Source organism: Hydrogenophaga sp. UC242_50 (assembly GCF_042697355.1).
In the GTDB taxonomy this organism is placed as follows: Bacteria; Pseudomonadota; Gammaproteobacteria; order Burkholderiales; family Burkholderiaceae_C; genus Hydrogenophaga.
The window spans coordinates 4,038,906-4,065,475 of sequence record NZ_CP170553.1; the positions used below are offsets into that span (position 1 = coordinate 4,038,906).

Here is a 26,570-nt window from a genome sequence, read left to right on the forward strand (position 1 = left end):
CTGAGCACGCTGTCGGACCTGGCCTTCTACTACTGGTCACGCGACCTGCAGCCCGGGCTCACCAACAACGTGAGAAAGAGCCCCAAGGATCAGCTCCCCGCCGAGAACTTTGGCACCACTGCCAACCCCGCTTCGCTCGACTCTTACTGGAACCCGCGCAACAACCCGGCTACCTGGCAACACATGGTGAACTACACCATCGGCTTCAACGATGCCGCCACCTGGACGGGCGCCCCCACTTTCAGTGGCGACACCTTCGCTGGCCTGGGCCCACTGATCCGCGGTACCACCAACTGGCCATCGCCGTTCTGCGGCACAAGCAGCAACTCGGCCTGCGACGGCAGCTCCGGCTACAACGCCCGCGAGAACGAACGGAAAGTGGAACTCTGGCACGCCGCCCTCAACAGCCGCGGCCGTTTCGTGCCCGCCCCCAATGCCGCAGCACTGGTCTCCGCCTTTCAAGGCATTCTGGACGACATCCTGACGCAGACGGCCAACCCGATGGTCAGCATCGCCAGCAGTTCCAGCCGTTTGCGCACGGATGGCTTCGCCTATCTCGCGGAATTCAACTCCGAGCGCTGGAGTGGTGACCTGGGGGCGTACACGATCGCCGCGAACACCAATGTCGTGAATTCAACGCCCAGCTGGACCGTCGCCAGCCTGCTCGACGCGGCCACCTTCAACGTCACGAACCGGCTGGTGCTGACCAGCAACACGACCGAAGGCACCCCGTTCCTGTTCGCCAATCTTTCGGATGCCCAGAAAACCGCGATCCGCGGCGGCGATTCCGTCACCGTGGGAACGAACCGGGTGAACTACCTGCGGGTGATCGCACGCAAGAGGTGCAGAACGGCGGCTCCCTGCGGCGACGCGATTCCCGCCTGGGCGACATCGTCAACTCCAACATCTGGCACACGGGCCGGCCCCTGCGCATGTCGGTCGAGCACGCGGGGCATGCTGCCTTCCGCACCACCTATGCCAACCGCACGGCGGTCCTGTACGTGGGCGCCAATGACGGCATGCTGCACGCCTTCAATGCCGCGACCGGCCAGGAGCTCATGGCGTATGTGCCCCTGGGGGTCTATGCCAACCTGCGCAACTACACCCTCACGAACTACGGCCACAGGTTCTTTGTCGATGGACACCCCTTCACGGGAGATGTGGACACCAGCGGCAGCGGCACCGGCAACGGCGCCACGCCCACCTGGAAGACCATGCTGATCGGCGGCCTGGGCGGCGGCGGCAAGGGCTACTTCGTGCTGGATGTGACCAACCCCGTGGCGTTCGCGAGCAATCCATCCACGTTCACGGCGACGGGCGTGGTGATGGACAAGACGGATGGCGCCGACGCCGATGTGGGCCACATCTACGCCGTCCCCGTGGTGGACCCCGTCACAGGCGCGCGTTCAGAGCAAATCGTCAAGCTCAACAATGGGCGATGGGCCGCGGTCATGGGCAACGGGGTCAACAGCACCAACGAACGCCCCGTGCTGTTGATCCAGTACCTGGATGGCGGCAAGGAGTTGCTGAAAATCGTCGCAAATTCCACAACTGGACAATCCAACGGCCTCTCCGCTCCTCGCTTGGTGGATGTCAACGGCGATGGCACGATGGACGTCGCTTATGCGGGTGATCTGCAAGGCAACCTTTGGAAATTCAACCTGACGCAGACCACCGCTTCGCAGTGGGGCGTGAGCAACTGGTCGGGAGGCACCACGACCTGCAAGAACGCCACGAACTGCGTCCCCCTCTACGTGGCGCAGGACGGTTCGTCCACGCGGCAACCCATCACCGCCGCCCCGCTCTGGATGGCGCATCCCCTGGGTGGGGTGCAAGTGCTGTTCGGGACAGGCCGGAATCTCCAGGACGCGGACCGCACCAGCACCGCCACCCAGACCATTTATTCCGTCTGGGATAAGGGCACGTATTCGTTCCCCGATGGCGTGCTGACCGCCGCAGACAGCGGCAACATCACCACGGGGCGGTCGGCGCTGGTGCAGCAGACCGTGCTGGGCGCAGTCACCAGCACGGCCAGCGGCAGCGAGGCCGCCACGGACTACTACAACACCTCTGAGAACAGCGTGGCCTATTCCCGAGCCGACAACACCGCCAAGCGCGGCTGGTACATGGATCTCCCACTTTCTCGCGAAAGGGTGCTGCGCAACCCCCAACTCTTCGAGGGCCAGAAAGTGATCATTCCCTCGACCGCACCGAAAACGGGGGTTTCCGGAGAAACCTGCGACTTCGACGCCGTGACCGAAGACAACCTGATCAACGTCTTCAACATGATCTCGGGCTCCCCCCCGCGACCCCCGTGTTCTCCACCACGGACACGTCGATGAACATCGCCAAAGCCAGCCGCACGCGCTTTGGCAGTGGCGAGTACATCAGCATCAACAAGTCCGACGGCAACCTGGAGCTCATCTCGTTCATCAACAGTGGTGGATCAGGTGGCGGAGGTGGTGGCGGCGGAGGTGGCGGTGGTACCGCCTGCAATCCGACCACCCAGACTTGCATGGTGAACAAGACCCTGACCACGGGACGGTACCCTGGCGCCCGGGCCGACTGGCGAGAAGCCCGATAACCTCCTCAATGAACAAGGGAAACGACTTCATGAAACACGGTCACGCACGCTCCCGGACATTGGGCTTCACGCTGATCGAGGTGATGATCGTGGTCGGCGTCATCGGCATTCTTTCTGCCATCGCGTTCCCCAGCTACAACCAGTACGTGCAGCGAACACACAGGGCCAACGCGCGAGCTGCACTGCTACAAGCAGCCCAGTGGCTGGAACGTGCAGCGACCGCGCAAGGCAGCTACCCGGCCGCAGCCGCCATTCCCGCCGGCGTGCTGCAAGTGGAAGGTGGCCGCTATGCGATCACGCTTCCTGTGCTGACCGCCGGGACTTTCACCTTGCGGGCCACACCCAATGGTGCGCAAGCCACCGACCAATGCGCGATCTTCCAGATGACCCACGCCGGCGTGCGAACCCAGGTTGTCACGGCGGCCGTGCCCGCGCCCTTGACCGCGCAGGAGTGCTGGAACCGCTGATAAGCTCGGCGCATGACTGCGCCCGCCTCCAAGCATCCGCTCGATCAAGCCCTGGCCCTAGCGGGACAGGCCACGCGCTCCAGCAACCCCAACCCCCGCGTCGGCTGCGTCATCACCACGCCTGATGGCCGTGAAATCGGGGTTGGGCACACCCAACCCGTGGGCGGCCCCCATGCCGAGGTGATGGCCTTGCGCGATGCACAGGCGCGCGGCGAATCGGTGGCCGGTGCCACCGTCTACGTCACACTGGAGCCCTGCTCCCACCACGGACGCACTCCACCCTGCTGCGACGCATTGATCGCAGCGCAAGTCGGCAAGGTCGTGGTCTCCACGGGGGATCCGAACCCCCAGGTGTCTGGCCGTGGCATGGACCGCCTGCGCGCGGCCGGCATTCTGGTCGAACTGCTGCCAGACGACCACGATGCAGCCAGAGCCGCTCGCGAACTCAACATCGGATTCTTCAGCCGCATGATCCGTCGCACACCGTGGGTGCGCATGAAGGCCGCTGCGTCGCTTGACGGCATCACCGCGCTGGACAACGGTGCCAGCCAATGGATCACGGGCGAGGCCGCGCGCACGGACGGCCATGCCTGGCGCGCACGTGCCTGCGCGGTGCTCACGGGCATCGGCACGGTGCTGGAGGACGATCCCCTGCTGGACGTCCGCCTCGTGGACACCCCTCGCCAACCGCATCTGGTGGTGATCGACAGCCGCCTGCAAACGCCACCGGCCGCGCGCCTCTTCCAGACGCCCGCCAACGGCCAGGCACGTCAGATCTGGATCTATCACGCCAGCCGCGACGCCGACAAGGAAATCGCCTTGCAGCGCTTGGGCGCGGCCCTGGTCCACATGCCGGGTGCCCACGGCAAGGTGGATCTGCCCGGCATGCTCGCCGATCTGGCCCGACGCGAGGTGAATGAGCTGCACATCGAGGCCGGTCACAAGCTCAATGGCTCGTTCGTGCGCGAGGGCCTGGTCGACGAGATGCTGCTCTACCAGGCGCCTCAACTGCTTGGGCGTGGCGCCGGCCTGGCCGACTTCGGGCCGCTGCAGCAGCTGACGGAAGGCCCTCTGCTCCGCTATGTGTCGGTGGATCCGGTGGGCACCGATCTGCGCATCCTGGCACGGGTGCAAGGCCGCGATGCCTTCCTCCTGCCCTCTGCGAGCTGATCGATCACCACGAAGATACAAAAAGTCATACAAAGCAACTATCCACTGAATTCCGCCGCTCATCCATATGGTGCTTTAGTTGTATTTTTGGCTGATAGAGTGCCGCCATGCAAAAAGCGCGGCATCTCTTCATCGCTGGACCGAATAGGCCTCTGGGCGTCTCCCTGATCGAACTGCTGGTGGTGATCGCGGTGCTGGCGGTCCTGGCATCGATCGCCATTCCGTCGTTTGCCGGTATCGCCCGCCAGTACCGCGTGAATGCGGCCGTGGACGAATTCATGGCGTCGGTCCAGCTGGCCCGGGTGGACGCCATGCGCCTGGGCCAAGACATCTTGATCCAGCGCCAAACCTCGTGCGACGTGGCCTTGCCCACCACCGCCGATTGGGATTGTGGGTGGCGCGTGTTCGTCGATCTCAATGGCAATCAACTGCCGGACCCGGCCGAGGCCGAGCTGCAGTCCGTTGCGCTTCCCACCGGCATCCGCCTCGTCAAGGCGAAGGGTGGCGGCAGCCCGCAGTACATCACCATCAACCGGTACGGCCAGGTCACCGCCATAGGCCAGCGTTTCGCGGCCTTCCCCGCAGGCATGGACGAACTGAGTGGCCAGCTGATCTGCTTCTCCACGGGCACGCGCCTGCGCACGGTCAAGGGTGCAAAAACCTGCCCCGATGAAGGCAAATGATGAGGAGACCGCACCACCGCCAACGTGGCACCAGCCTGATCGAAGCGCTGGTGGCCCTGCTCGTGCTGGCCCTGGGCGTCATGGGCATGGCGGCGGTTCAGACGCGCGCCCTGACCACGGCCCGCACCACCAACCAACGGGCGGTCGCCATCCAAGCCGCCGAAGACCTGCAGGACCGCATCCAGGCCAACGCCGACCTCCGGCACAGGCCAGCCCTGGTCAACCCGTATGTGACCACCTGGGGCCCACCACCCGCCGCCGGGACCGACTGTTCCTCCACACCGTGCGGAGGAACACCACTCGCCACCTTCGATCTGATGCAGTGGAAGAAAGACCTGGCCCGAGTCCTGCCCGCGGGCGACGGACGGGTGTTTGCTTCCACGAAGGACGCCACCCAGTTGGGCATTCTGGTGAGGTGGACGGAAGCCAAGGCCAGAAACGAGGCTCAGGCCGGCAAAGAAGAGGCCGCCCTCTTCCGCCAGGCCGTCGCCGTGCGAGGTGCGGCCGATCAACCGGGCGTCGGCGTGTCGGGCGAGCTTTGCCCTGACACCTTCACCTGCCACCTGATCTTCGTCCGGCCATGACGACATCACGCCAGTCGGGCGTGAGCCTGGTCGAGCTCATGGTCGCGCTGGCCGTCGGCCTCATGGTGGTGATCACCGCCATGGGCAGCCTGGTGTACACGCGCAAACACCCGGCGGAGCTCGACGCGTACTGGAACCCGCGCAACGATCCCGCCACCTGGCAACACATGGTCACTTACACCGTCGGGTTCAAGGACGCCGCCGGATGGACGGGGCAGCCAGTCTGGAACGGCAACACCTTCAACAACCTGGGCGGCCTCATCAACGGCGACACCAGTTGGCCTTCACCGTTCTGCCTCGTCTTTTCCGACAACAACCGGCCCTGCGACAGTGCGTTCAACCTGAGTTGGCTCACCCGCGAGAACGAACGCAAGGTGGAGCTGTGGCACGCCGCTTTGAACAGCCGCGGACGCTTCGTGCCCGCGATCAACAACACAGCGCTGCTCGACGCCTTCCAGGGCATCCTGGACGACATCCTCCATCAGACGTCACAACCCCTCGTCAGCATCGCGAGCAGCTCCATGGGCAATGGCGTTAACAGCGTCAACGAGCGCCCGGTGCTGCTCATCCAGTACCTGGACGGACCACGGGAACTGCTCAGCATCGTGGCCCACGCCACCACCCACCAAGGCAATGGCCTGTCCGCGCCTCGACTGCTCGATGTCAACGGCGACGGCAGGATGGATGTGGCCTACGCCGGCGACCTGCAAGGCAACCTCTGGAAATTCAACCTGACCGATACCGACGCCACGAAATGGGGTGTCAGCGACTGGAGCGGCGGTGGCATGCCCTGCAAGAGCGCTTCCTGCACCCCCCTTTTCACGGCCCGCGACGCGGCCTCGTCCGCCAACCTCCAGCCCATCACCACGGCACCGCTGTGGATGGCCCATCCGCTGGGTGGCGTCCAAATCCTGTTCGGCACCGGCCGCAGCCTGGAAGAGGCCGATCGCGCAAGTGCGAAAGTGCAGACCATCTACTCGGTCTGGGACTTCAGCCAATACACAGTCGACAAGGGGCGGCTGTCCGAGAGCACGGACGCGCGCTCCACGATTCCCGGCCGCAGCGCACTCGTCCAGCAATCCGTCACCGGGGCCGTGACCAGCCGCACCTCGGGCACCGAGCTGCCAACCCTGTTTTTCAACAGCTCCCGCCAGCCGGTCGCGTACGCCCGAACCAACCCAAGCTCACCGCGCGGCTGGTACATGGACCTGCCCGACGCCGGTGAGCGCGTGTTGAGCAACCCCCAACCGTTCGAGGGCCAGAAGGTGATCGTGACCACCACCGTCCCTGCGCAGGGCAGCAACGAAGAAACCTGCGCGTTCGAACAGGCCCAGGAAGGGGGTGCGATCACCGTCCTCAACATGATCACGGGGCAGCCTGGCAAAGCGCCGGCATTCGCCAGCACCGATGCCACCATGTCCATGATCAACGCCTCGCGCGCGCGCTTTGGCAGCGGTGAATTCGCCAGCATCCACACATCCGGTGGTGACCTCAACCTGCTGTCGCTTTCCAATGCGTCGGGCGACCCGACCTGCGATCCCGCCAAAGCGACGTGCATCAGGAAGCTGACCTTGACAGCCGGCAAGGTCGAGGGCCGGCGCGCGGACTGGCGGGAATTCGAATGAGCACGCGGCTTTCCCCAGGCGTGCGGCGGCCGCTGGCGCAGCGGGCTTTCACGCTGATCGAAATCATGATCGTGCTGGCGATCGTCGCCGTGCTCGCCACCATCGCATTGCCGCAATACACCTCGCATGTGCAGCGAACCCACCGGGCCCACGCCCGGGCCGCCCTGCTGCAGGCCGCCCAATGGTTGGAGCGCGCGGCCACCGCGCAGGGCACCTACCCCGCACGGGCGGCCATTCCCGCCGGCGTGCTGGCGGTGGAAGGCGATCGGTACACGGTCGGCTTCAAAACGCTGAACGCCAGCGCCTTTGTGCTGCAAGCCACCCCGCGCGCCGCGCAAAGCGCGGACGAATGCGGCGTTTTCGAACTCAGCGAGGCGGGGCTGAGAACCCAGTCCGCCTCGGCGCTCGTGACGGCCCCCTTGTCGGCTCAGACCTGCTGGAACCGCTAGCGCCAGAGCCCACCAAAGAGGGCTCCAGGCCCGGTTTCCGAAACCCTGCGAAAATAGCGGGATGTTTACCGGCATCATCACCGGCGTGGGGCGCATCGCCGCCCTCCACGACCTGGGCAGCTCTTTGGACCATGGCAAGCGACTCACCCTGGAGGCGCCGCCTGGCTACCTCGACGACGTCGGTCTGGGCGACAGCATCGCCCTCAACGGCGCCTGCATGACCGTCACCTCGCTGGACCTGCCCCAGCACCGCTTCACGATCGACATTTCCGCAGAATCGCTGGCCCGCACCACCGGCCTGGCGCAAACGGGCCGTCGCATCAACCTGGAGAAGGCGCTTCGCGCCCATGACCGGCTGGGTGGGCACATCGTCGCGGGCCATGTGGACGGCGTGGGCACGGTCACCCGCTTCGCCCGGGTGGGCGAAAGCTGGGAGCTGCGCGTGATGGCGCCCGCCGAACTCGGCAAATACCTCGCCTACAAGGGCTCGATCACGGTCAACGGCGTCAGCCTCACCGTCAACGAGGTGGCCGACAGCGCCGCAGGTTGCGAATTCAGCATCAACCTCATCCCCCACACGGTGGACAACACTTCATTGGGCGAGCTGGCCGAGGCAAGCACGGTCAATCTCGAAATCGACACCGTCGCGCGCTATGTCGAGCGCATGCTCAGCGCCGGCACGCACCCCACCAAGGAACCCGCATGAACGCCCCTGAAACCCTGGCCCCGGGGCGCATTCTCGCCGGTCGAGGACATCGTTGCCGACATGCGCGCCGGGCGCATCGTCATCCTGGTCGACGAAGAAGACCGCGAAAACGAAGGTGATCTGGTGCTGGCCGCCGACCACGTCACGCCTGAAGCGATCAACTTCATGGCCCGCTTCGGCCGCGGCCTGATCTGCCTCACCCTCACGCGCGAGCGCTGCGAGCGCCTGCGCCTGCCGCCCATGGTGCCGCGCAACGGCACCAAGATGGGCACGGCCTTCACCATCTCCATCGAAGCCGCCGAAGGCGTCACCACCGGCATTTCGGCCGCCGACCGCGCGCGCACCGTGCAGGCCGCCGTGGCGCCCGACGCGCAGGCCGGCGATCTGGTTCAGCCCGGCCACATCTTTCCCCTGCAGGCGGTCGAAGGCGGCGTGCTCATGCGCGCCGGCCACACCGAAGCGGGTTGCGACCTCGCCGCCATGGCCGGTTGCAGCCCCGCGTCGGTGATCTGCGAGATCATGAAGGACGACGGCACCATGGCGCGCCTGCCCGACCTGCAGGTCTTCGCCGCCGAGCATGGTCTGAAGATCGGCACCATCGCCGACCTGATCGAACACCGCAGCCGCACCGAATGCCTGGTGAAGAAGCTGGGCACGCGCAGCATGAACACCGCCTTCGGTGAATTCCAGGTCACGGCCTTCAGCGACCAGCCCAGCGGCGCCCTGCACCTGGCTCTGGTGAAGGGCGAGTGGAAGCCCGAAGACAGCGTGGCCGTGCGCGTGCACGAACCGCTGTCGGTGCTGGACGCGCTGGAAGTCGGCCGCTCCATGCACTCCTGGAGCCTGGAAGCCAGCCTGCGCCACATCGCCCAGGCCGGCGCGGGCGTGGCCGTGCTGCTCAATTGCGGTGAAACCGCCAGCCAGCTGCTGGCCCAGTTCGAAGGCACGGCGCGCTCCGCCCAGGCGCCCGAGCGCGGTCGCATGGACCTGCGCACCTACGGCGTGGGCGCGCAGATCCTGCGCGACTGCGGCGTGCACCGCATGCAACTCATGGGCAACCCGCGCCGCATGCCCAGCATGACCGGCTACGGCCTCGAGATCACCGGCTACCTCAGCCGCAACGGCTGATCCCTTTTTCCCCCTTCCCTCCTCCATCCCAAGAAACGGACCCCCACATGTTCGGCGCAGACAAAGGCACCCCCAGCGTGCTCGACGGCAGAAAACTCAGCATCGGCATCGTCCAGGCCCGCTTCAACGAATCCATCACCGACGCCTTGTTCAACGCCTGCCTGGCCGAGCTGCTCGCCCTGGGCGTGCAGGACAAGAACATCGCCCACGTGAAGGTGCCCGGCGCGCTGGAAGTGCCGGTGGCCCTGCAGGCCATGGCCGAGCGCGACGACTTCGACGCGCTGATCGCCCTGGGCTGCATCATCCGCGGCGAGACCTACCACTTCGAACTGGTGGCGCAACGAATCGGGCGCCGGTGTCACGCGCCTCTCGCTGGACTACCAGATCCCCATTGCCAACGCCATCCTGACCACCGAAAACCTGGACCAGGCCGTGGCCCGCCAGACCGACAAGGGCCGCGATGCGGCCCGCGTGGCGGTGGAAATGGCGCACCTGCTGCAAGAGATCGGTTGAACACCATGTCCGCTGACACCCCCACCCCGGCCACCGCCAAGAGCGGCGGCACCGCGCGCAAGGCGGCCGACAAGTCCGCCCGCACCCGCGCCCGCGAATTCGCGCTGCAGGGGATCTACCAATACCTGGTGGGCCGCAACGCCGCCATCGACATCGACACCTTCACGCGCGACCTGGCCGGCTTCCACAAGGCCGACAGCGTGCACTTCGACGCCCTGCTGCACGGCTGCATCGCCGAGGCCACGGCGCTGGACGCGCTGATCACGCCGCGCCTGGACCGCCCGCTGGCGGAACTCTCGCCGATCGAACACGGTGTGCTCTGGATCGGCGCCTACGAATTCCAGCACTGCCTGGACGTGCCCTGGCGTGTGGTGCTCAACGAGTGCATCGAACTGGCGAAGTCCTTCGGCGGCACCGACGGCCACAAATACGTCAATGGTGTGATGCACCAGCTGGCCTCGCAGCTGCGCCCCGCGGAAGTGGCCGCATCACCGGCGCCGGCCGCGCGCAAGCCCGCTCCATGAGGATTGCCCAGCGCGCGCAGCGCGTCGAACCGTTCTACGTGATGGAGCTGGCCAAGGCCGCCTCCGCCATGGCGGCCCAGGCCGGCGCCGGCGACCGGTCGATGATCTACCTCAACATCGGTGAACCCGACTTCACCGCACCGCCGCTGGTCACCGCCGCCGCCGAACGCGCCATCCATGCCGGCCGCAGCCAGTACACGCAGGCCACGGGCCTGCCTCCATTGCGTGAAGCCATCAGCGGCTGGTACGCCTCGCGCTTCGGCCTGCGCATCGACCCGGCTCGCATCGTGGTCACCGCCGGCGCCTCGGCCGCGCTGCAGCTGGCCTGCCTGGCGCTCATCGAAGCCGGCGACGAAGTGCTGATGCCCGACCCGAGCTACCCGTGCAACCGGCAGTTCGTGCAGGCCGCCGAAGGCCGCGCGGTGCTGATCCCCTCCGGCCCCGAACAGCGCTTCCAGCTCAGCGCCGAACAGGTCGAAGCCGCCTGGGGCCCCGCCACGCGCGGTGTCCTGCTGGCCTCGCCCTCCAACCCCACGGGCACCAGCATCGCCCGCGAAGAGCTCGAACGCATCGCGCGCTTGGTGCGTGGCCGCGGTGGCATCACCCTGGTGGACGAGATCTACCTCGGCCTGAGCTTCGAAGACGAGTACGGCCACAGCGCGCTGGGCCTGCCCGATGGCCTCGGCGACGAGGTCATCAGCATCAACAGCTTCTCGAAGTACTTCAACATGACCGGCTGGCGCCTGGGCTGGCTGGTGCTGCCGCCCGCCCTTGTTCCGGCGGTGGAGCGCCTGGCGCAGAACCTGTTCATCTGCGCCAGCACCATCGCGCAACACGCCGCGTTGGCCTGCTTCGAGCCCGACAGCCTGGCCGAGTACGAGCGCCGCCGCGCCGCCTTCAAGGCCCGGCGCGACTTTTTCATCCCCGAACTCAACCGCCTGGGCCTGAACGTCCCCGTGATGCCCGACGGTGCCTTCTACGCCTGGGCCGACGTGCGCAGCCTGTGCGAGCGCTGGGGCATCGCGCCGCAAGGCACACGGCCCGACGAGGGCGGCAGCTGGGCGCTGGCGTTCGAACTCATGAAGCGCTGCCAGCTCGCCACCACACCGGGGCGCGATTTCGGCCAGGCCGAGCCCGGCCGCTACCTGCGCTTCTCCACCGCCAACTCGATGGCCCAGCTCCAGGAAGCCGTGGCCCGCCTGGAGCAGGCCCTGTGAGCGCGCCCCCCACCACAGCGCCGACCCCGCCGCCGGGCCGCCCCAAGGCGGGGGCAGCCCCCACGGGGGGCAGCGAACCACGCGCAGCGGGGAGCGTGGGGGCGCCATTCACCTGGCCGGTGCGCGTGTACTGGGAAGACACCGACGCGGGCGGCATCGTCTTCTACGCCAACTACCTCAAGTTCTTCGAGCGCGCGCGCACCGAGTGGCTGCGCCACCTGGGCCTGGGACAGCAGGCCTTGCGCGACGAGGTCGGCGGCATGTTCGTCGTGAGCGAAACCCAGGTGCAATACCACCGCCCGGCCCGCCTGGATGATTTGCTTCTGGTTACAGCCCGCGTGCGGGAAGCGGGCCGGGCCTCCCTGACAATCGAGCAGCGCGCGCTCCTGCAGCCCCCGCTGGCTGGCGAGGCCCCCCTGCTGCTGTGCGAGGGCACGATCCGGATCGGCTGGGTCGATGCCCAAAGCCTGCGCCCCCAGCGCATCCCGGTTCAGGTGCAGAGCGCGCTGCAAGGCCCGGCCTGAGCGGCCGCCTACCGAAACTTTTTTCCCACCTACCGCATCCGAACACCCATGACCCAAGATCTCTCCATCGTTCAATTGATGCTCAACGCGAGCTGGGTGGTCCAGGCCGTCGTGGCGCTGCTGGTGGTGGTTTCCGTGGTGAGCTGGGCCGCCATCTTCCGCAAGGTGTTCGCCCTGAGGCGCGTGCGCAGCTACAACGAAGACTTCGAACGCGAATTCTGGTCGGGCACCAACCTCAACGACCTGTATGCCTCCGCCGCCCAGAACGCCAAGCACGGCGGCCCGATGGAACGCATCTTCGCCAGCGGCATGCGCGAGTACCAGAAGCTGCGCGAGCGCCGCATCACCGACAGCGGCGCCCTGCTCGACGGCGCGCGGCGCGCCATGCGGGCCAGCTTCCAGCGCGAGCTCGATGCCCTGGAAACCAACCTCTCCTTCCTCGGCTCGGTCGGCTCGGTCTCGCCCTATGTGGGCCTGTTCGGCACCGTCTGGGGCATCATGCACGCCTTCACCGGCCTGGCCGCGCTGGCCCAGGTGACCCTGGCCACGGTGGCCCCCGGCATCGCCGAAGCCCTGGTGCGCCACCGCCATCGGCCTGTTCGCCGCCATCCCGGCGGTGGTGTTCTACAACCGCTTCTCGCACGACATCGACCGCGTGGCCAACGCCATGGAGACCTTCATGGAAGAGTTCTCCAACATCCTGCAGCGCAACCTCGGCGTGCACACCCAGACGCCGTCGGGACACTGACATGCCAGCCGTCTCCTCCCGCGGCCGGGGCCGCCGCACCATCAACGAGATCAACATGGTGCCCTTCATCGACGTGATGCTGGTGCTGCTGATCATCTTCATGGTCACCGCGCCGCTGATCACGCCGAGCCAGATCGCCCTGCCCAGCGTGGGCCAGGCGGGGCGCCAGCCCGACCGCTTCGTGGCCGTGGTGATCGACAAGGACGAGCAGATCAAGGTGCGCGAAGGCTCCTCCAGCGCCGAACCGCAACCGGTCTCCATGGGCCAATTGGTCGCGCGCGTGCAGCAGCTGCAGGCCAGCCGGGGCAGCCCGCCCGAAGGCGGCGTGCCGGTGGTGATCAGCGCCGACAAGAACGTCAAGTACGAAGCCGTTGTTCGCGTGATGGATACCTTGCAGCGCGCGGGCATTGCGCGCGTCGGCCTCTCCGTGCAAACCTCGCGCTGAGCCCCGTCCACGCCCCATGCAATCGACTGCCGACCACCTCGACCTCGCCCCGCCCCAGAATGGGCGCTGGCTCGGCCCCATGGGGCTGGCCCTGGTTGCCCATGGCCTGCTCGTGATCGCCCTGACCCTGGGCGTGCAGTGGCAGAACGACGGCGAACCGGTCACCGTGGAGGCCGAACTCTGGTCCCGCACCCCGCAGCAGGCCGCGCCGCGCGCGGTGGAACCGCCGCCACCCCCGCCCGCGCCCACCCCGGCGCCCACGCCGGCACCGGCCCCGAAACCGGCACCCGCGCCCACCCCCGCACCGCCGCCCCCGGGCCCGACCCAGGCCGAGATCGCCACCGCGCAGGCCAAGAAGAAGGCCGAGGCGGAAAAGAAGGAGCGAGAGGAAGAGGCGAAGAAAGTCGCCGCCGCGAAGGCCGCGGAAAAGGCGGCCGCCGAGAAAAAGGCCGCAGCGGACAAAGCCGCCGCCGAGAAGGAGCGCCAGCAGAAACTGGCGGCCGAGAAGCGCGAACAGGAACGCAAGGAAGCCGCCGAGGAAAAACGCCTGGCGCAGATCCGCGAAGACCAGATCAAACGCATGATGGGCCAGGCCGGCGCCAGCGGCGGGCCGCAGAGCACCGGCACGGCCCAGCAGTCCAGCGGTCCGACACCGGGCTACGCCGGGCGCGTGGCCGCGCGCATCAAGCCCAACGTGGTGTTCACCGACGTGGCACCGGGCAACCCGCGCGCCGAGGTCGAGGTTCGCACCTCGCCCGATGGCAGCATTGTCTCGCGCCGGCTCGTCAAGAGCAGCGGCAACCCGGAGTGGGACGAGGCGGTGCTGCGCGCGATCGACCGCACCGCGACCCTGCCCAAGGACACCAACGGCACCGTGCCGTCGCCGCTGGTGATCGGGCTTCGACCCCTGGACTAAGCCCCCCTGCGCCGCTGCGCGGCTTCCCCCAAGCGGACAGCGCCTACGGCCCGGCAAAGCCGGTTCCGTAGCACTCCTGGATCAAGCACGCTCGCCGGAGAGGTTTCCAGAAACGCCGAGGAACCGGCTTTGCCGGGCCTCAGGCGTTGTCCCCCTTCAGGGGGAAGCCGCACAGCGGCGCAGGGGGTCAATCGAAGACTATCTCGGCCCGCTGCTCGTGGGCCTGCGCCATCCAGCTCGCCAGCGCGGCGTCCGTGGGGAAGAACAGCGCCCGGTCGTCCAGCTGCAGCTCGCACTGCGCGCCCTCGCGCAGCAAGGCCAGCCGCACCGGCAGGCCGCGCACCAGCTCGCCCTGCTCGGTGATCTCACGCTTGGGTGGGAACTCGCGCACCAGCTCGGCGATCGATGGCGCCGTGCCGTTCACCGCCACGCGCAAATACTTGCCGAAACGGCAGCGCGCCGCCGCCAGGTCCCAGATCTGCTGGATCTTCAGCCGCACACCGCCTGAGAAACGGTCGGGCTGCGCCACCGCCTGCACGATGATGAGCTCGTCGTCCTTGAGCAGGTTGCGATGTTGGTTGATGAGGTTCTCGTCCGCGCTGGTCTCGAACACCCCGGTCTTGTCGTCCAGCTTGAACAGCGCGAGCTTGCCTCGCTGGCCGTTGATCACGCGGAAGTCGGTCACGATGCCGGCGAGGATCACCGGGTCGCGGCTCTCCACCACATCCCCCAGCGGCGTGCGCGCGAAGCGGCGCACCTCGCGCTGCACCTCGTCGAACAGGTGGCCCGAGAAGTAGAAGCCCATCGCGGTCTTCTCCAGCGTGAGCCGCTCCTTCACGCCCCAGGGCATGGGGCGCACGAGGTCGGGCTCCTGCTTGCTCGAACCGTGGTCGTCGTCGCCCATCATGTCGAACAGCCCGCCCTGGTTGGCGTTGGCCAGGGTGGCGGCGGCGAACTCGAAGGCGCGGTCCACCGAGGCCAGCATCTCGGCGCGGTTGAGGTTCAGCGAATCGAAGGCACCGGCCTTGATCAGCGCTTCCACCGTGCGTTTGTTCAGGCGCGTGCGGTCCACGCGCACGCAGAAGTCGAAGAGGCTCTTGAACGGACCCTTCTCGTCGCCGCGTGGGCCTTCGCCCCGGCCTTCACGGGCCGCCACGATGGCCTCGATCGCCTGTTGGCCCGTGCCCTTGATGGCGCCCAGGCCGTAGCGGATGGACTTGTTGGTGATCGGCTCGAAGCGGTGGAAGCCCCGGTTCACGTCCGGCGCTTCGAAAGCGATGCCCATCTTCTGCGCGTCTTCGAACAGCACCTTGAGCTTGTCGGTGTCGTCCATTTCCACCGTCATGTTGGCGCAGAAGAACTCGGCGGTGTAGTGCACCTTGAGCCAACCAGTGTGGTATGCGAGCAGCGAGTAGGCGGCGGCGTGCGACTTGTTGAAGCCGTAGCCCGCGAACTTCTCCATCAGGTCGAAGACCTCGTCGGCCTTGTCCTGGGGGATGTTGTGCGTGGCAAGCGCACCGGCGCGGAACTTCTCGCGGTGCTCGGCCATCTCCTCGGCCTTCTTCTTGCCCATGGCGCGGCGCAACAGGTCGGCACCGCCGAGTGAGTAGCCGCCCAGGATCTGCGCGGTCTGCATCACCTGTTCCTGGTAGACCATGATCCCGTAGGTCTCGGACAGCATCTCCGCCACCGCCGGGTGCGGGTACTCCACCTCCTCGCGCCCATGCTTGCGGTTCACGAAGCTGGGAATCAGGTCCATCGGGCCCGGGCGGTACAGCGCGTTGAGCGCGATCAGGTCTTCCAGGCGCGAGGGCTTGGCGTCCTTCAGCATGCCCTGCATGCCGCGGCTTTCAAACTGGAACACGGCTTCGGTCTGACCGCGCGAGAACAGCGCGTACACGCGCGCGTCGTTCAGCGGCACGTCCTCGAAACGGAAGTTCTCCTGCCCCGGGTGGCGCTTCATGATGAGCTCGCGCGCGATCTCCAGGATGGTCAGCGTGGCCAGTCCCAAGAAGTCGAACTTCACCAGGCCGATGGCCTCCACGTCGTCCTTGTCGTACTGGCTCACCGCCGATTCGCTGCCGGGCTGCGCGTACAGCGGGCAGAAGTCGGTGAGCTTGCCCGGTGCGATGAGCACGCCCCCGGCGTGCATGCCGATGTTGCGCGTCATGCCTTCGAGCTTCTGCGCCAGCTCGATCAGGGTCTTGACGTCGTCTTCCTTCTGGATGCGATCGGCCAGCACCGGCTCCATCTCGATCGCGTAGTTGTTCTTGTCGCCTTCCTTCTTCTGCGCCGGCGGGTACTGCAGCGTGACCGACATGCCCGGCTTGTTCGGGATCAGCTTGGAGATGCCGTCGCAGAAGCCGTAGGAGAAGTCGAGCACGCGGCCCACGTCGCGGATGGCCGCGCGCGCGGCCAGCGTGCCGAAGGTGGCGATCTGGCTCACCGCTTCCTTGCCGTACTTGTCCTTCACGTAGTCGATCACGCGATCGCGGTTGGTCTGGCAGAAGTCGATGTCGAAGTCGGGCATGGACACCCGCTCCGGGTTCAGGAAGCGCTCGAACAGCAGGTTGTATTGCAGCGGGTCGAGGTCGGTGATCTTCAGCGCGTAGGCCACCAGCGAGCCGGCGCCCGAGCCCCGGCCCGGTCCCACCGGGCAGCCGTTGTTCTTGGCCCAGTTGATGAAGTCGCCCACGATCAGGAAGTAGCCCGGGAACCCCATGTTCAGGATGGTGTTGATCTCGAACTCGAGGCGCTCCACGTAGCGCGGGCGCTCGGCGTCGCGCTTGGCAGTTTCGGGGTACAGGTGCGCCAGGCGCTCTTCCAGGCCTTCGAACGACGACTGCCGGAAGAAATCGGCCATCGGCATCGGCACGCCATCGATCAGCGGTGTGGGGAAGTTGGGCAGCTGCGGCTTGCCCAGCACGAGCGTGAGGTTGCAGCGTTTGGCGATCTCCACCGAGTTCGCCAGCGCGGACGGGATGTCGGCGAACAGCGCCTGCATCTGCGCCGTGCTCTTGAAATACTGCTCGCGCGTGAAGCGGCGCACGCGCCGGTTGTTGCCCAGGATCTCGCCCTCGGCGATGCAGACGCGGGCCTCGTGCGCCTCGTAGTCGTCGGGCTCGAGAAACTGCACCGGGTGCGCTGCGCACCACCGGCAGGTGCAGGCGCGCGGCCAGTTGCACGGCCTGCGCCACGTGGCGTTCATCGTCCACGCGCCCGGCGCGCTGCAGCTCGATGTAGAAACGGTGCGTGAAGATGCTGGAGAGCTGCAGCGCCACGTCGGCCGCGCGCTGCGCATCGCCCTGCATCAGCGCCTGGCCCACCGGGCCGGCCTGCGCGCCCGAGATCAGGATCAGGCCCGCATTGCATTCCTGCAGCCAGTCGCGCTGCACCAGCGCCTGGCCCCGGCCGTCGTTGCGCGTCCAGGCGCGGGCGAGCAGCTCGCTCAGGTTCAGGTAGCCCTGTTTGTCCTGCACCAGCAGCAGCGCACGCGGTACCGGCGCCTGCTGGCTGCCCGGCATGGCACCGGGCGTTTCTTCGGTGAAGCCCTGCAGCAGCACCTCGGCGCCGATGATGGGCTTGACGCCCGCGCCACGGGCTTCCTTGTAGAACTTGACGGCGCCGAACAGGTTGCTGAGATCGGTGATGGCCAGCGCGGGCTGGCCGTCGGCGGCGGCCGCGGCCACCACGTCATCGATGCGGTTGGTGCCGTCGACGACGGAGAATTCGGTGTGCAGGCGCAGATGAGTGAACATCGGGCCATTTTAGAAGGCGCGGGGCCTTCTTCCTCTCAAGCGGGCGGTGGCATTTCGTCCTTGAGGATGCTCAGCACCTCGGAGCGGAACTCCCGGCTGTAAAGAATCGCCCACCACGGCCAGCGTGGCGACCACCATCGCCACCGGAGAGATGAACCAGGCCAGCGCAGCGAACGAAAAGTAATAAGCGCGCAGGCCGTCGTTGAAGGTGTCGGCCGCGGCGCCCACCATGGCTGCGGCGCGGTCCGCGAAGGCCCGGCGGTCGTGCTTGCCGGCCTCGAAGTCCTCGGCCGGCGGCATGGCGCCGATCACCAGCGCCACGAAGGTGTACTGCCGCATGCACCAGGAAAAGCGGAAAAACGCGTAGACGAAGATCGCCACCATCACCAGGATCTTGAACTCGAAGACGATCAGCGAGGTGGTCTGGGCGAACGGGATCTCGCTCATCAACTCCGTCGCCTTGTCGGTCGTGCCGAGCAAGGCGAACAGACCACCGATGACCAGGATGGAGGTGGATGAGAAAAACGTCGGCGTGGCCGACAAGGCCTGGGTGATGAGGCCGTCGAGCATGCGCGGGTCGCGCGCCGTGGTCTGCGTCATCCAGTAGCCGCGGTAGCGGTTGGTGGTGTGGAGCAGCGAACCCATCTTGCGGCCCCATTCGCGGGCGAACCAGGCGTAGCCGACCCACAGGGCCAGAAAGCAGACCAGGGCCAGCCAGTCGGCCCAGGGGATGATGCTGAGGAACTTCATGGAGCTGGATGGTACGCCCCCACTGCGCCGCTGACGCGCCGTCCCCCCTCGGCGTGCCGTCGGCGCTGGGAGGGGGAACGGCATCTCGGGCCGGCGGAGCCGGGCCCTGGATGCCTCTGGACCGCGGCACGCTCGCCGGATCGCTCAGCCCGTGAATCGCGCCGCCACGCTGGCCACGCGCTCGCCGAAAAGGCGCGCGGTCTCCAGGTCGCCCGGCAGCATGTCCTGCGCACCGGCATCGGACGGCGACTGGGCGATCGCGCCGCTGTAGCTCACGAGGTAGTTCACGTCGTTGCGCTGGGCGCCCTTGGTGTTGCTGGGCATCAGGCCCTGGCTGACCCAGATCATGCCGTGCTGCATGGCCAGGGTGAACATCGTGTTCAGCGTGGCGAGCTTGTCGCCGTTCATGCCGGCGCTGTTGGTGAAGCCGGCGGCGATCTTGTCCTTCCATTTCTGGGCGAACCAGGGCTTGCTGGAGGCGTCCGCGAACTTCTTGAACTGCCAGCTCACGCTGCCCATGTAGGTGGGCGAGCCCATGATGATGGCATCGGCCGCATCGAGGGTGTCCCAGCCGCCGTCGGGCAGGTTGCCGTCGGCGTCGATGGCGAGCAGTTCGGCGTCGGCGCCCTGGGCGACCGCTTGCGCCATGCGCTGGGTGTGACCGTAACCGGAGTGGTAGACCACGACAACTTTGGACATCTTGTGTTCCTGAAAAAAAAGCGGCGCCCAGGCGCCGCGAAGGAGAAACCCAATGAAGCTCAGGCGGCCGGGCGGCGCGCGTCGAGGCTGAAGGCACCGGCGCCGAAGGCGGCGAAGGCGAGCAGGCCACCGGTGATGGCGATGTTCTTGAAGAACAACAGCTGCTGCATCATCTGCTGCTCGGCCGGCACGGCCCAGTAGGCGTGGAAGAAGAAGCTGGCCACCAGCGTGAACACGGCCAGGGCAATGGCGGCAACGCGGGTGCGGTAGCCGATCAGCAGCGCCAGGCCACCGAACAGCTCGATCACCAGGGCGATCGCCACGCCCACTTGCGGCGCAGGCAGGCCCATGGCCGTGGCGTAGCCGACCGTGCCGGCAAAGCCGGCGATCTTGCCAAAGCCTGCCGGCACGAAAAGGACCGCCAGCAGGATGCGGCCGATCAGGGCCAGGGGGTTTTGCAGAGCGTTCATGGTGAGTCCTTGAAAAAATGGAAGTTGAAAGGATGGAAAAAACGTTCAGGGAGCAAGATCGAACACAAGCACCTCGGCATCATCGCCGTTCGAGAGCTGCAGGCGGCTTTCGCCGGCCAGCACGGCAGCGTCCCCCGCCTTGAGGTGTTGGCCGTTCACGTCGAGCGCGCCACGCACCAGGTGCACATAGGCCTTGCGGGCCGGGTCGAGCGCCAGCTCGGCGGCTTCCTGGCCATCGAGCAGGCCGGCGTACATGGCCGCGTCGGCATGAATGGTCACCGAGCCCTCGGCCCCGTCGGGGGATGCCACCAGACGAAGTTGACCACGCTTCTCGGCCTCGGCAAACCCCTTCTGCTCATAGCCCGGCTCGATGCCCGTCACATTGGGCTCGATCCAGATCTGCAGGAAATGCGTGGTGGCGTCGGGTGCGTGGTTGAACTCGCTGTGGCGCACGCCGCTGCCCGCGCTCATGCGCTGCACGTCGCCGGGCGGAATGCCCTTGACGTTGCCCATGCTGTCCTTGTGTGCCAGGTTGCCCTGCAGCACGTAGCTGATGATTTCCATGTCGCGGTGGCCGTGCGTGCCGAAACCGGTGCCCGGGGCAATGCGGTCTTCGTTGATCACGCGCAGGTTGCCCCAGCCCATCCAGGCAGGGTCGAAGTACTCGGCGAAGGAGAACGAGTGGTGGCTCTTGAGCCAGCCGTGGTCGGCATAGCCGCGGGCATCGGAGCGTCGAATCTGAAGCATGGTGTATTCCTTTCCATCTTCCGTGGGGCCGGCCCGAATGGCTGGCATGGGGTGAATTCTGAGCGGACCAGCCCCCTTTGTGACTGCACGGTTTTGATGGCATCATTCAAATCATTTGAACGATCAGAGTCACCGCCATCGCCACTTCCAGCCCCCGGGCCGCCCTCTCTCCTGAAAACCTCGGCCTGCTCGATGCCGTCGCCCGCCTGGGTAGCATGGCGGCCGCCGCGCGCGAACTCGGCATGGTGCCCAGCGCCCTGACCTACCGCATCCGCCAGATCGAGGACGCGCTGGACGTGCTGCTGTTCGACCGCAGCGCGCGCCGCGCCGTGCTCACCCCCGCCGGGGCCGAGCTGCTGCGTTCCGGGCAATACCTGCTGAGCGAACTCGACGCCGTGGCCCAGCGCGTCAAGCGCGCTGCGCACGGGTTGGGAACCGCAACTCACCATCGCCGCCGACGCCATCATCGCGCGCGCCACCCTGTTCGAGCTCTGCGAGGCCTTCTATGCCGAAGGCGCGCCCACCCGGCTCAAGCTGCGGGCCGAAACGCTCTCGGGCACGGTGGAAGCCTTGCAGAGCGGCCAGGCCGACCTCGCCCTGGGCGTGCCCAGCGAGATGGCGCTCACCGAGTTCCAGTCCGCGCCCATGGGCACGCTGAGCTTCGTCTACGCGGTCGCACCGCACCACGCCCTGGCCGCCGCCACCCACAGCCTGTGCGACGAGGAACTGCGCGAACACCGCGCCGTGGCCGTGGCCGACAGCACGCAGCGCGGGCGCGGTGTCACGCACAACCTGCTGCCGGGGCAAGATGTGCTCACCGTGCCGACCATGCAGCACAAGCTCGAAGCGCAGTTGCGCGGCCTCGGTGGGGGTTTCCTGCCGCTGTCCCTCGCACAGCCTTTCATCAACGCCGGGCGGCTGGTGGTGAAAACCGTGCAGCGGCCCAACCGCACGCTGCGCGTCTCGTATGCCTGGCGCCAGCCCCGCAGCTCGGGCGACACCGGCCGCGCGCTGCGGTGGTGGCTGGACCGCCTGCAGCATCCCAAGACGCGCGGCGCGCTGCTGAACAACCACCATCAGATCTGATCCATGGGAAAGCGGCGCGAACGATGAAGCAACTGATACAGTCAGCCACACACCCATCACCCAACGCGCCAAGAGACATGACGAACACCAGAAGCCCACGCGCAGCCCCAGCCACGAAGAACACCCGCTCCAAGGCCCGCGGCGCGGCGGCCACGCCTCTGCACTTCGCCGTGGTCGGCGGTGGCATGGCGGGCGTGGTGTGCGCGCGCACGCTGGTGCAGGCGGGTCACCGCGTCACCCTGCTCGAGAGAAGCCGTGAGTTCGGTGGCCGCATCGCCAACGCGGCGCACCGAGTTCGGCGGTTTCGACCACGGTGCCCAGTACTTCACCGTGCGCGACGCGCGTTTCGAGACCGCGCTGCGCAGCAACGCCACCGCCGTCGTGCGCCCCTGGAGCGCCAGCACCGTGCGCGTGCTCGACGAACTCGGCCGCGTGCTGGCGCAGCGCGCCGCCCCCCACCGAACCGCATTTCGTGGCCTCGCCCGGCATGAGCGCCCTGGTCAACCTCTGGGCGCAGCCCCTGGCGCATCCCGAGCTGCACGGCGGCCTGCTGGCCCGCACGCTGCTGGACACCTGCGTGACCCGCATCGAGCGCGATGCGCTGCATCCCGAACAATGGCAGCTGCGCGCCGAAGACGCCCAGGGCGGCCAGCAGGTGCTGGGCGGCTTCGACCGCGTGGTCCTCGCCATGCCGCACCCGCAGATCCACGACCTGCTGCTGGCCTCCGGCCTCGCGCCCGAGTTGCGCAAGGCACTCACCCCCGTGCACGTGGCGCCCTGCTGGACGCTGATGGTCGCCTACCCCCAGGCCATGCAGCCCGGCCTGCCGCACCTCGGCCCGCAGTGGAACGCCGCGCGCAGCACGCACCACCGCATCAGCTGGCTGGCGCGCGAATCCAGCAAGCCCGGGCGCGACCCCATCGAGCGCTGGACCGTGCAGGCCAGCCCCGCCTGGTCCACCAAGCACCTGGAAGACGACGCCGAGCGCGCCAAGGCCAAGCTGCTCAAGGGCTTTGCCGAAATCACCGGCATCCGCGCCACGCCCACCCATGCCGTGGCGCACCGCTGGCGCTTTGCCCAGACGCAGACGCCGCTGGGCCAGAGCCACCTGCTCGACAAGGCACTGGGCATCGGCGCCTGCGGCGACTGGTGCCTGGGCCACCGCGTCGAAGACGCCTTCGTCTCCGGCCTGGAAATGGCGCTCGCCATCGCCTGAGTCTTCCGCGTCTGCGGGCCATGGCGGCCATGTACAGAGGACGTTTCGCCCCTTCGCCCACCGGCCCGCTGCATGCGGGCTCGCTGGTCGCCGCACTCGCCAGCTGGTTGGATGCGCGCGCCCACGGCGGCGTCTGGCTGGTGCGCATGGAAGACGTGGACACGCCACGCTGCGTGCCCGGTGCCGACGGCACCATCCTGAGGCAGCTTGAAACCTGCGGCCTGGTCAGCGACGAGCCCGTGCTCTGGCAATCGCAGCGCGGCGCCCATTACCAGCAGGCGCTGGACCGGCTGGTGGCCGCGGGCCGCGCCTACCCGTGCGCCTGCTCGCGCAAGGACATCGAGGCCGCGCTGCAGGCCCAGGGTGTGGTGCGCGAGCGCCACCACAGCGCCGTCTACCCCGGCACCTGCCGGCCCGAGCGTGGCGGCCTGCGCGGCAAGCCCGCCAGAGCCTGGCGATTCGCCGTGCAGCCCCTGCGCAGCGAAGTGCGCTGGACCGATCGCCAGCTCGGCCCGCAGGCGCAGGACGTGGCCACCGAGGTGGGCGACTTCGTGCTCAAGCGCGCCGACGGCCTCTGGGCCTACCAGCTCGCCGTGGTGGTGGACGACGCAGCGCAAGGCATCACCCACGTGGTGCGTGGCGAAGATCTGGTCGACAATACGGCGCGCCAGATCCTGCTGCAACAGGCACTGGACCTGCCCACGCCGGCCTACCGACACACCCCGCTGGTGCTCGGTGACCACGGTGAAAAGCTCAGCAAACAGAACGGCGCACAGGCCCTGGACCTGAGCGATCCCCCCGCCGCGCTGATGCAGGCCGCCCAAGTGCTCGGCCTGCCCACGCCAGCGCGCGACACGGTGACCAACCTGCTGGCGGCGTGGACGAAGGCCTGGCCCGCCTAAAATCCACCCCTTCCCCGACCGACCGCTCCCGATGACCGATCCCCGCCACGCCCAACCGCGCCCAGCCCCCGCCGACACCACCTTCATGCGGGAGGTGAAGAGTTATGTGCTGCGCGCGGGCCGCATGGGCCCGGGCCAGGCTCGAGCCTTCGAACAGCATGGTCCCCGCTTCCTGCTGAACTACGCCCCCGGCGCGTTCGACGCGGCTGCGGCTTTCGGGCGCGCCGCGCCGCTCATCATGGAGATCGGCTTCGGCATGGGCGGCGCCACCGCCCACATCGCCGCCGTGCGCCCGCAGGACAACTTCCTCTGCTGCGAAGTGCACGAGCCCGGCGTGGGCGCCCTGCTCAAGCTCGTGGGTGAGCAAGGCCTGGAGAACATCCGCATCTTCCGCCACGACGCGGTGGAGGTGCTGGACCACATGCTGGGCGAAGCCAGCCTCGATGGCGTGCACATTTTCTTCCCCGATCCCTGGCACAAGAGCCGCCACCACAAGCGCCGCCTGATCCAGGGCCCGTTCGTGAACCGCCTCGCGCGCCACCTCAAGCCAGGCGGCTACCTGCACCTCGCCACCGACTGGGAACCCTACGCCCAGCAGATGCTGGAGGTGCTCCAGGCCGAGCCCCTGCTGAGCAACACCGCCGAAGCGGGTGGCGACGGCTTCGTGCCCAAGCCCGACTACCGGCCGCTCACCAAGTTCGAGAACCGCGGGCTCAAGCTCGGCCACGGCGTCTGGGACCTGGTGTTCCGCCGGGTCTGACGCGCGGCCACCATGGGCCGCCCGCCGAAGAACCCCGCGATTCCCTCGCGCCACGGCGTGTCGGCCAGTTGCATCGCCCTGCCCTACGACAAGGCCGCGCCCTGGCCGAAACTGATCGACTTCCTGGCCGAGCGCCTGAGCGCCGTGAGCCGCGAGGCCTGGGGCCAGCGGCTCGCGCGCGGCGAGGTGCTTGACGACGCGGGCCAGGCCCTGCCACCCGATGCGGCTTTCACGCCGGGGGTGCGGGTCTACTACTACCGCGAACTCGACCACGAACCCGTGGTGCCGTTCGAGGAAACCGTGCTGCACCTGGACGAGCACCTGCTGGTGGCGGACAAACCGCATTTCCTGCCGGTGACACCCGGTGGGCGCTACGTGCAGCAAAGCCTGCTGGTGCGGCTGAAGAACCGGCTGGGCATCGACACGCTGAGCCCCATCCACCGCATCGACCGCGAGACAGCGGGCCTGGTGGTGTTCAGCCTGCGCCCGCAGGACCGCGACGCCTACCAGTCGCTGTTCCGCGACCGCGCGGTGCACAAGGTGTACGAAGCGCTCGCCCCCTCCGGCGATGCGTCCCAGGCCTGGCCCGTGGTGCGGCGCAGCCGCATCGAGGAAGCGCACGACGCCTTCTTCCGCATGAACGAGGCCGAAGGCGAGCCCAACAGCGAGACGCGCATCGAGCGGCTGGAGATGCACGGCCCGTGGGCGCGCTACCGCCTGGAGCCCGTCACCGGCAAGCGGCACCAGCTGCGCGTGCACATGAACGCGCTGGGCCGACCCATCGTGGGCGATCAGTTCTACCCGAGTGTGCAGCGCGGGCCACACGAAGCCGAGGATTTCTCGAACCCGCTGCGCCTGCTGGCCCGAGCCATCGCCTTCACCGACCCCGTGACAGGCGAAGCACGGGCCTTTTCCAGCCAGCAATCGCTGAGCTGGCCCGAGCCGCAGGAAACGGTCAGGCCTTGATCTCGCGCGCCGTGATCTGGTACTTGAAGTCGTCCGGCGCGTAGGAATCCAGACGCTGGCCGCCGGTCTCGCCCACGGGGTACATGAAGAAGCCCAGCTGCGGGCCCTGTGCCTGCGGCAGCTTCACGTCGTGCGCCATGTTCCAGGCCATCCAGTTGCCCTCCCAGCCGCCGAACAGCGCGCGGTTCACCGGCGTGACCACCGGGTGCTGCGTGGTCTTGATCCACTCGGGCGTCTCCAGGCGCATGACCTTGGCCACATCGGCCGGGTCCATCGCCACCCAGCCGTGGCCGGCCAGGTGCACCTCGGCGCGGCAGTGCTGCGCGCCCTTGAGGCTGGCGGAATTGCCGCTGAGCTCCTTGTAGCCGAAGGCCGAGGGCGCCAGGCGGATGCCGTACACGTCGCGCGCCGGCAGGCCGGCCGAGCGGCACAGGCCGACGAAGATGGCGTTGAGGTCGGCGCACTTGCCGCCCAGGTTGCCGGTCTCCAGCATGGTCTTGATGTCGCCTTCGCCGCAGCCGCGCACCTTGGGCTCGCGGTAGGTGTTCGCCACCACCCAGTCGTAGATCTGGCGCGCCTTCTGCGCGTCGGTGCGCGCACCGCGCGTGGCCTTGAGCGCGGTCTCGCGCACGATGCCGTCGGTGGGCAGCAGGGCCGTGGGCTGGGTCCAGAAGCGCAGGCTGGCGGCGTCTTCGGTGCTGGCCGTTTTCTGCGAAAGATCCGCCGCGCGGTTGCGCGTCTGCACGCGGCTGGTGAGTTCCACGTAAGGCGTGCCACCACCTTCGGCGAACGTCACGTGCAGCATGCGGGCACCGTAGTGCCGCTCTTCGGTCAGCTGCGCGGTGCCGTTGGTGCGGAAGTCGCTGGTGAAGGACTTCTGCCAGTCGCTCTCGACCGAGGGCAGCGGCAACCAGACCTGGGAAGCGCCCCGGG

At 67.6% G+C, this 26,570-nt stretch carries 24 protein-coding genes and 5 pseudogenes; 23 read left to right on the forward strand and 6 right to left on the reverse strand.

What is annotated here, in order from left to right:
* The first annotated feature begins 932 nt into the window (after positions 1-932).
* The 17 genes and pseudogenes from ACFJGX_RS20560 to tolA all read left to right on the forward strand — a co-directional run bounded on the left by ACFJGX_RS20560 (position 933) and on the right by tolA (position 14,283).
* Positions 933-2,342 carry a pilus assembly protein gene (locus ACFJGX_RS20560; protein WP_382326929.1) on the forward strand — a complete coding sequence of 470 codons (1,410 nt, stop codon included), beginning with the start codon at positions 933-935 and terminating at the stop codon, positions 2,340-2,342.
* A complete protein-coding gene (locus tag ACFJGX_RS20565) occupies positions 2,339-2,584 on the forward strand; it encodes a hypothetical protein (protein WP_382326930.1) in 246 nt (81 codons plus the stop codon). The genes ACFJGX_RS20560 and ACFJGX_RS20565 overlap by 4 nt, the downstream gene beginning before the upstream one ends.
* A 29-nt stretch (positions 2,585-2,613) precedes the next feature.
* The gene (locus ACFJGX_RS20570; RefSeq protein WP_382324091.1) at positions 2,614-3,051 is read left to right on the forward strand and encodes a type IV pilin protein; all 438 of its coding nucleotides are present in this window, start codon (positions 2,614-2,616) and stop codon (positions 3,049-3,051) included.
* 12 nt (positions 3,052-3,063) lie between these two features.
* Positions 3,064-4,221: a bifunctional diaminohydroxyphosphoribosylaminopyrimidine deaminase/5-amino-6-(5-phosphoribosylamino)uracil reductase RibD gene (gene ribD / locus ACFJGX_RS20575; protein WP_382326932.1), complete on the forward strand. Its 1,158-nt coding sequence runs from the start codon at positions 3,064-3,066 to the stop codon at positions 4,219-4,221.
* A 107-nt stretch (positions 4,222-4,328) separates the two neighbouring features.
* Positions 4,329-4,904, forward strand: a complete 576-nt coding sequence (locus ACFJGX_RS20580) for a GspH/FimT family pseudopilin (protein WP_382324089.1) — start codon at positions 4,329-4,331, stop codon at positions 4,902-4,904.
* Positions 4,904-5,488, forward strand: a complete 585-nt coding sequence (gene pilV, locus ACFJGX_RS20585) for a type IV pilus modification protein PilV (RefSeq protein ID WP_382326934.1) — start codon at positions 4,904-4,906, stop codon at positions 5,486-5,488. Before ACFJGX_RS20580 ends, pilV begins: the two co-directional genes overlap by 1 nt.
* Positions 5,485-7,113, forward strand: a complete 1,629-nt coding sequence (locus ACFJGX_RS20590) for a PilC/PilY family type IV pilus protein (protein ID WP_382324085.1) — start codon at positions 5,485-5,487, stop codon at positions 7,111-7,113. The genes pilV and ACFJGX_RS20590 overlap by 4 nt, the downstream gene beginning before the upstream one ends.
* On the forward strand, positions 7,110-7,562 hold the full coding sequence (locus tag ACFJGX_RS20595; protein ID WP_382324083.1) for a type IV pilin protein: 453 nt from the start codon (positions 7,110-7,112) through the stop codon (positions 7,560-7,562). Before ACFJGX_RS20590 ends, ACFJGX_RS20595 begins: the two co-directional genes overlap by 4 nt.
* Before the next feature lie 61 nt (positions 7,563-7,623).
* A complete protein-coding gene (locus ACFJGX_RS20600) occupies positions 7,624-8,268 on the forward strand; it encodes a riboflavin synthase (protein ID WP_382324081.1) in 645 nt (214 codons plus the stop codon).
* A gap of 60 nt (positions 8,269-8,328) precedes the next feature.
* Entirely contained in the window at positions 8,329-9,396 is a 1,068-nt protein-coding gene (gene ribBA, locus ACFJGX_RS20605; RefSeq protein WP_382326936.1) for a bifunctional 3,4-dihydroxy-2-butanone-4-phosphate synthase/GTP cyclohydrolase II, read from the forward strand.
* 47 nt (positions 9,397-9,443) lie between these two features.
* Positions 9,444-9,909 (forward strand): annotated as a pseudogene (gene ribH, locus ACFJGX_RS20610) (6,7-dimethyl-8-ribityllumazine synthase).
* A 5-nt stretch (positions 9,910-9,914) separates the two neighbouring features.
* Entirely contained in the window at positions 9,915-10,433 is a 519-nt protein-coding gene (gene nusB, locus ACFJGX_RS20615) for a transcription antitermination factor NusB (RefSeq protein WP_382158889.1), read from the forward strand.
* Entirely contained in the window at positions 10,430-11,650 is a 1,221-nt protein-coding gene (locus ACFJGX_RS20620) for a pyridoxal phosphate-dependent aminotransferase (RefSeq protein ID WP_382324077.1), read from the forward strand. Before nusB ends, ACFJGX_RS20620 begins: the two co-directional genes overlap by 4 nt.
* 95 nt (positions 11,651-11,745) lie before the next feature.
* Positions 11,746-12,174 carry a tol-pal system-associated acyl-CoA thioesterase gene (gene ybgC / locus ACFJGX_RS20625; protein WP_382324075.1) on the forward strand — a complete coding sequence of 143 codons (429 nt, stop codon included), beginning with the start codon at positions 11,746-11,748 and terminating at the stop codon, positions 12,172-12,174.
* 48 nt (positions 12,175-12,222) lie between these two features.
* Positions 12,223-12,922: pseudogene (tolQ, locus tag ACFJGX_RS20630) on the forward strand (protein TolQ).
* Between the two features lies 1 nt (position 12,923).
* Positions 12,924-13,367 (forward strand): biopolymer transporter ExbD, encoded by a 444-nt coding sequence (locus tag ACFJGX_RS20635; protein ID WP_291112118.1) that lies wholly within the window; start codon positions 12,924-12,926, stop codon positions 13,365-13,367.
* A gap of 16 nt (positions 13,368-13,383) precedes the next feature.
* On the forward strand, positions 13,384-14,283 hold the full coding sequence (gene tolA / locus ACFJGX_RS20640) for a cell envelope integrity protein TolA (RefSeq protein ID WP_382324073.1): 900 nt from the start codon (positions 13,384-13,386) through the stop codon (positions 14,281-14,283).
* Between the two features lie 187 nt (positions 14,284-14,470).
* Here the strand turns inward: tolA and dnaE are convergent.
* The 5 genes and pseudogenes from dnaE to ACFJGX_RS20665 all read right to left on the reverse strand — a co-directional run bounded on the left by dnaE (position 14,471) and on the right by ACFJGX_RS20665 (position 20,707).
* Positions 14,471-18,041: pseudogene (gene dnaE / locus ACFJGX_RS20645) on the reverse strand (DNA polymerase III subunit alpha).
* A gap of 9 nt (positions 18,042-18,050) precedes the next feature.
* Entirely contained in the window at positions 18,051-18,791 is a 741-nt protein-coding gene (locus ACFJGX_RS20650; RefSeq protein WP_382326938.1) for a DUF599 domain-containing protein, read from the reverse strand.
* 144 nt (positions 18,792-18,935) lie between these two features.
* Entirely contained in the window at positions 18,936-19,490 is a 555-nt protein-coding gene (locus ACFJGX_RS20655) for a flavodoxin family protein (RefSeq protein ID WP_382326940.1), read from the reverse strand.
* Between the two features lie 59 nt (positions 19,491-19,549).
* Entirely contained in the window at positions 19,550-19,960 is a 411-nt protein-coding gene (locus ACFJGX_RS20660) for a DoxX family protein (protein ID WP_382326942.1), read from the reverse strand.
* A gap of 45 nt (positions 19,961-20,005) precedes the next feature.
* Positions 20,006-20,707 (reverse strand): pirin family protein, encoded by a 702-nt coding sequence (locus ACFJGX_RS20665; RefSeq protein ID WP_382158905.1) that lies wholly within the window; start codon positions 20,705-20,707, stop codon positions 20,006-20,008.
* 137 nt (positions 20,708-20,844) lie between these two features.
* Here ACFJGX_RS20665 and ACFJGX_RS20670 point away from each other — a divergent pair.
* The 6 genes and pseudogenes from ACFJGX_RS20670 (at position 20,845) to ACFJGX_RS20695 (ending at position 25,637) form a co-directional block, all read left to right on the forward strand.
* A pseudogene (locus tag ACFJGX_RS20670) lies at positions 20,845-21,793 on the forward strand (LysR family transcriptional regulator).
* A gap of 206 nt (positions 21,794-21,999) precedes the next feature.
* A pseudogene (locus tag ACFJGX_RS20675) lies at positions 22,000-22,284 on the forward strand (hypothetical protein); the annotation flags it as partial.
* Positions 22,281-23,009 (forward strand): NAD(P)/FAD-dependent oxidoreductase, encoded by a 729-nt coding sequence (locus tag ACFJGX_RS20680; protein ID WP_382325562.1) that lies wholly within the window; start codon positions 22,281-22,283, stop codon positions 23,007-23,009. The pseudogene ACFJGX_RS20675 and the gene ACFJGX_RS20680, both read left to right, overlap by 4 nt.
* Positions 23,010-23,029: 20 nt before the next feature.
* Positions 23,030-23,911 carry a tRNA glutamyl-Q(34) synthetase GluQRS gene (gene gluQRS / locus ACFJGX_RS20685; RefSeq protein WP_382326944.1) on the forward strand — a complete coding sequence of 294 codons (882 nt, stop codon included), beginning with the start codon at positions 23,030-23,032 and terminating at the stop codon, positions 23,909-23,911.
* 31 nt (positions 23,912-23,942) lie between these two features.
* Complete coding sequence (trmB, locus tag ACFJGX_RS20690; RefSeq protein ID WP_382324067.1) at positions 23,943-24,671, forward strand: tRNA (guanosine(46)-N7)-methyltransferase TrmB; 729 nt, start codon at positions 23,943-23,945, stop codon at positions 24,669-24,671.
* A 12-nt stretch (positions 24,672-24,683) separates the two neighbouring features.
* Entirely contained in the window at positions 24,684-25,637 is a 954-nt protein-coding gene (locus ACFJGX_RS20695) for a pseudouridine synthase (RefSeq protein ID WP_382324065.1), read from the forward strand.
* On the opposite strand, the gene ACFJGX_RS20700 is transcribed toward ACFJGX_RS20695, so the two are convergent.
* Positions 25,627-26,547, reverse strand: a complete 921-nt coding sequence (locus ACFJGX_RS20700; RefSeq protein WP_382326946.1) for a transglutaminase family protein — start codon at positions 26,545-26,547, stop codon at positions 25,627-25,629. The two genes, ACFJGX_RS20695 and ACFJGX_RS20700, sit on opposite strands and share 11 nt — an antisense overlap.
* Positions 26,548-26,570: the final 23 nt, after the last annotated feature.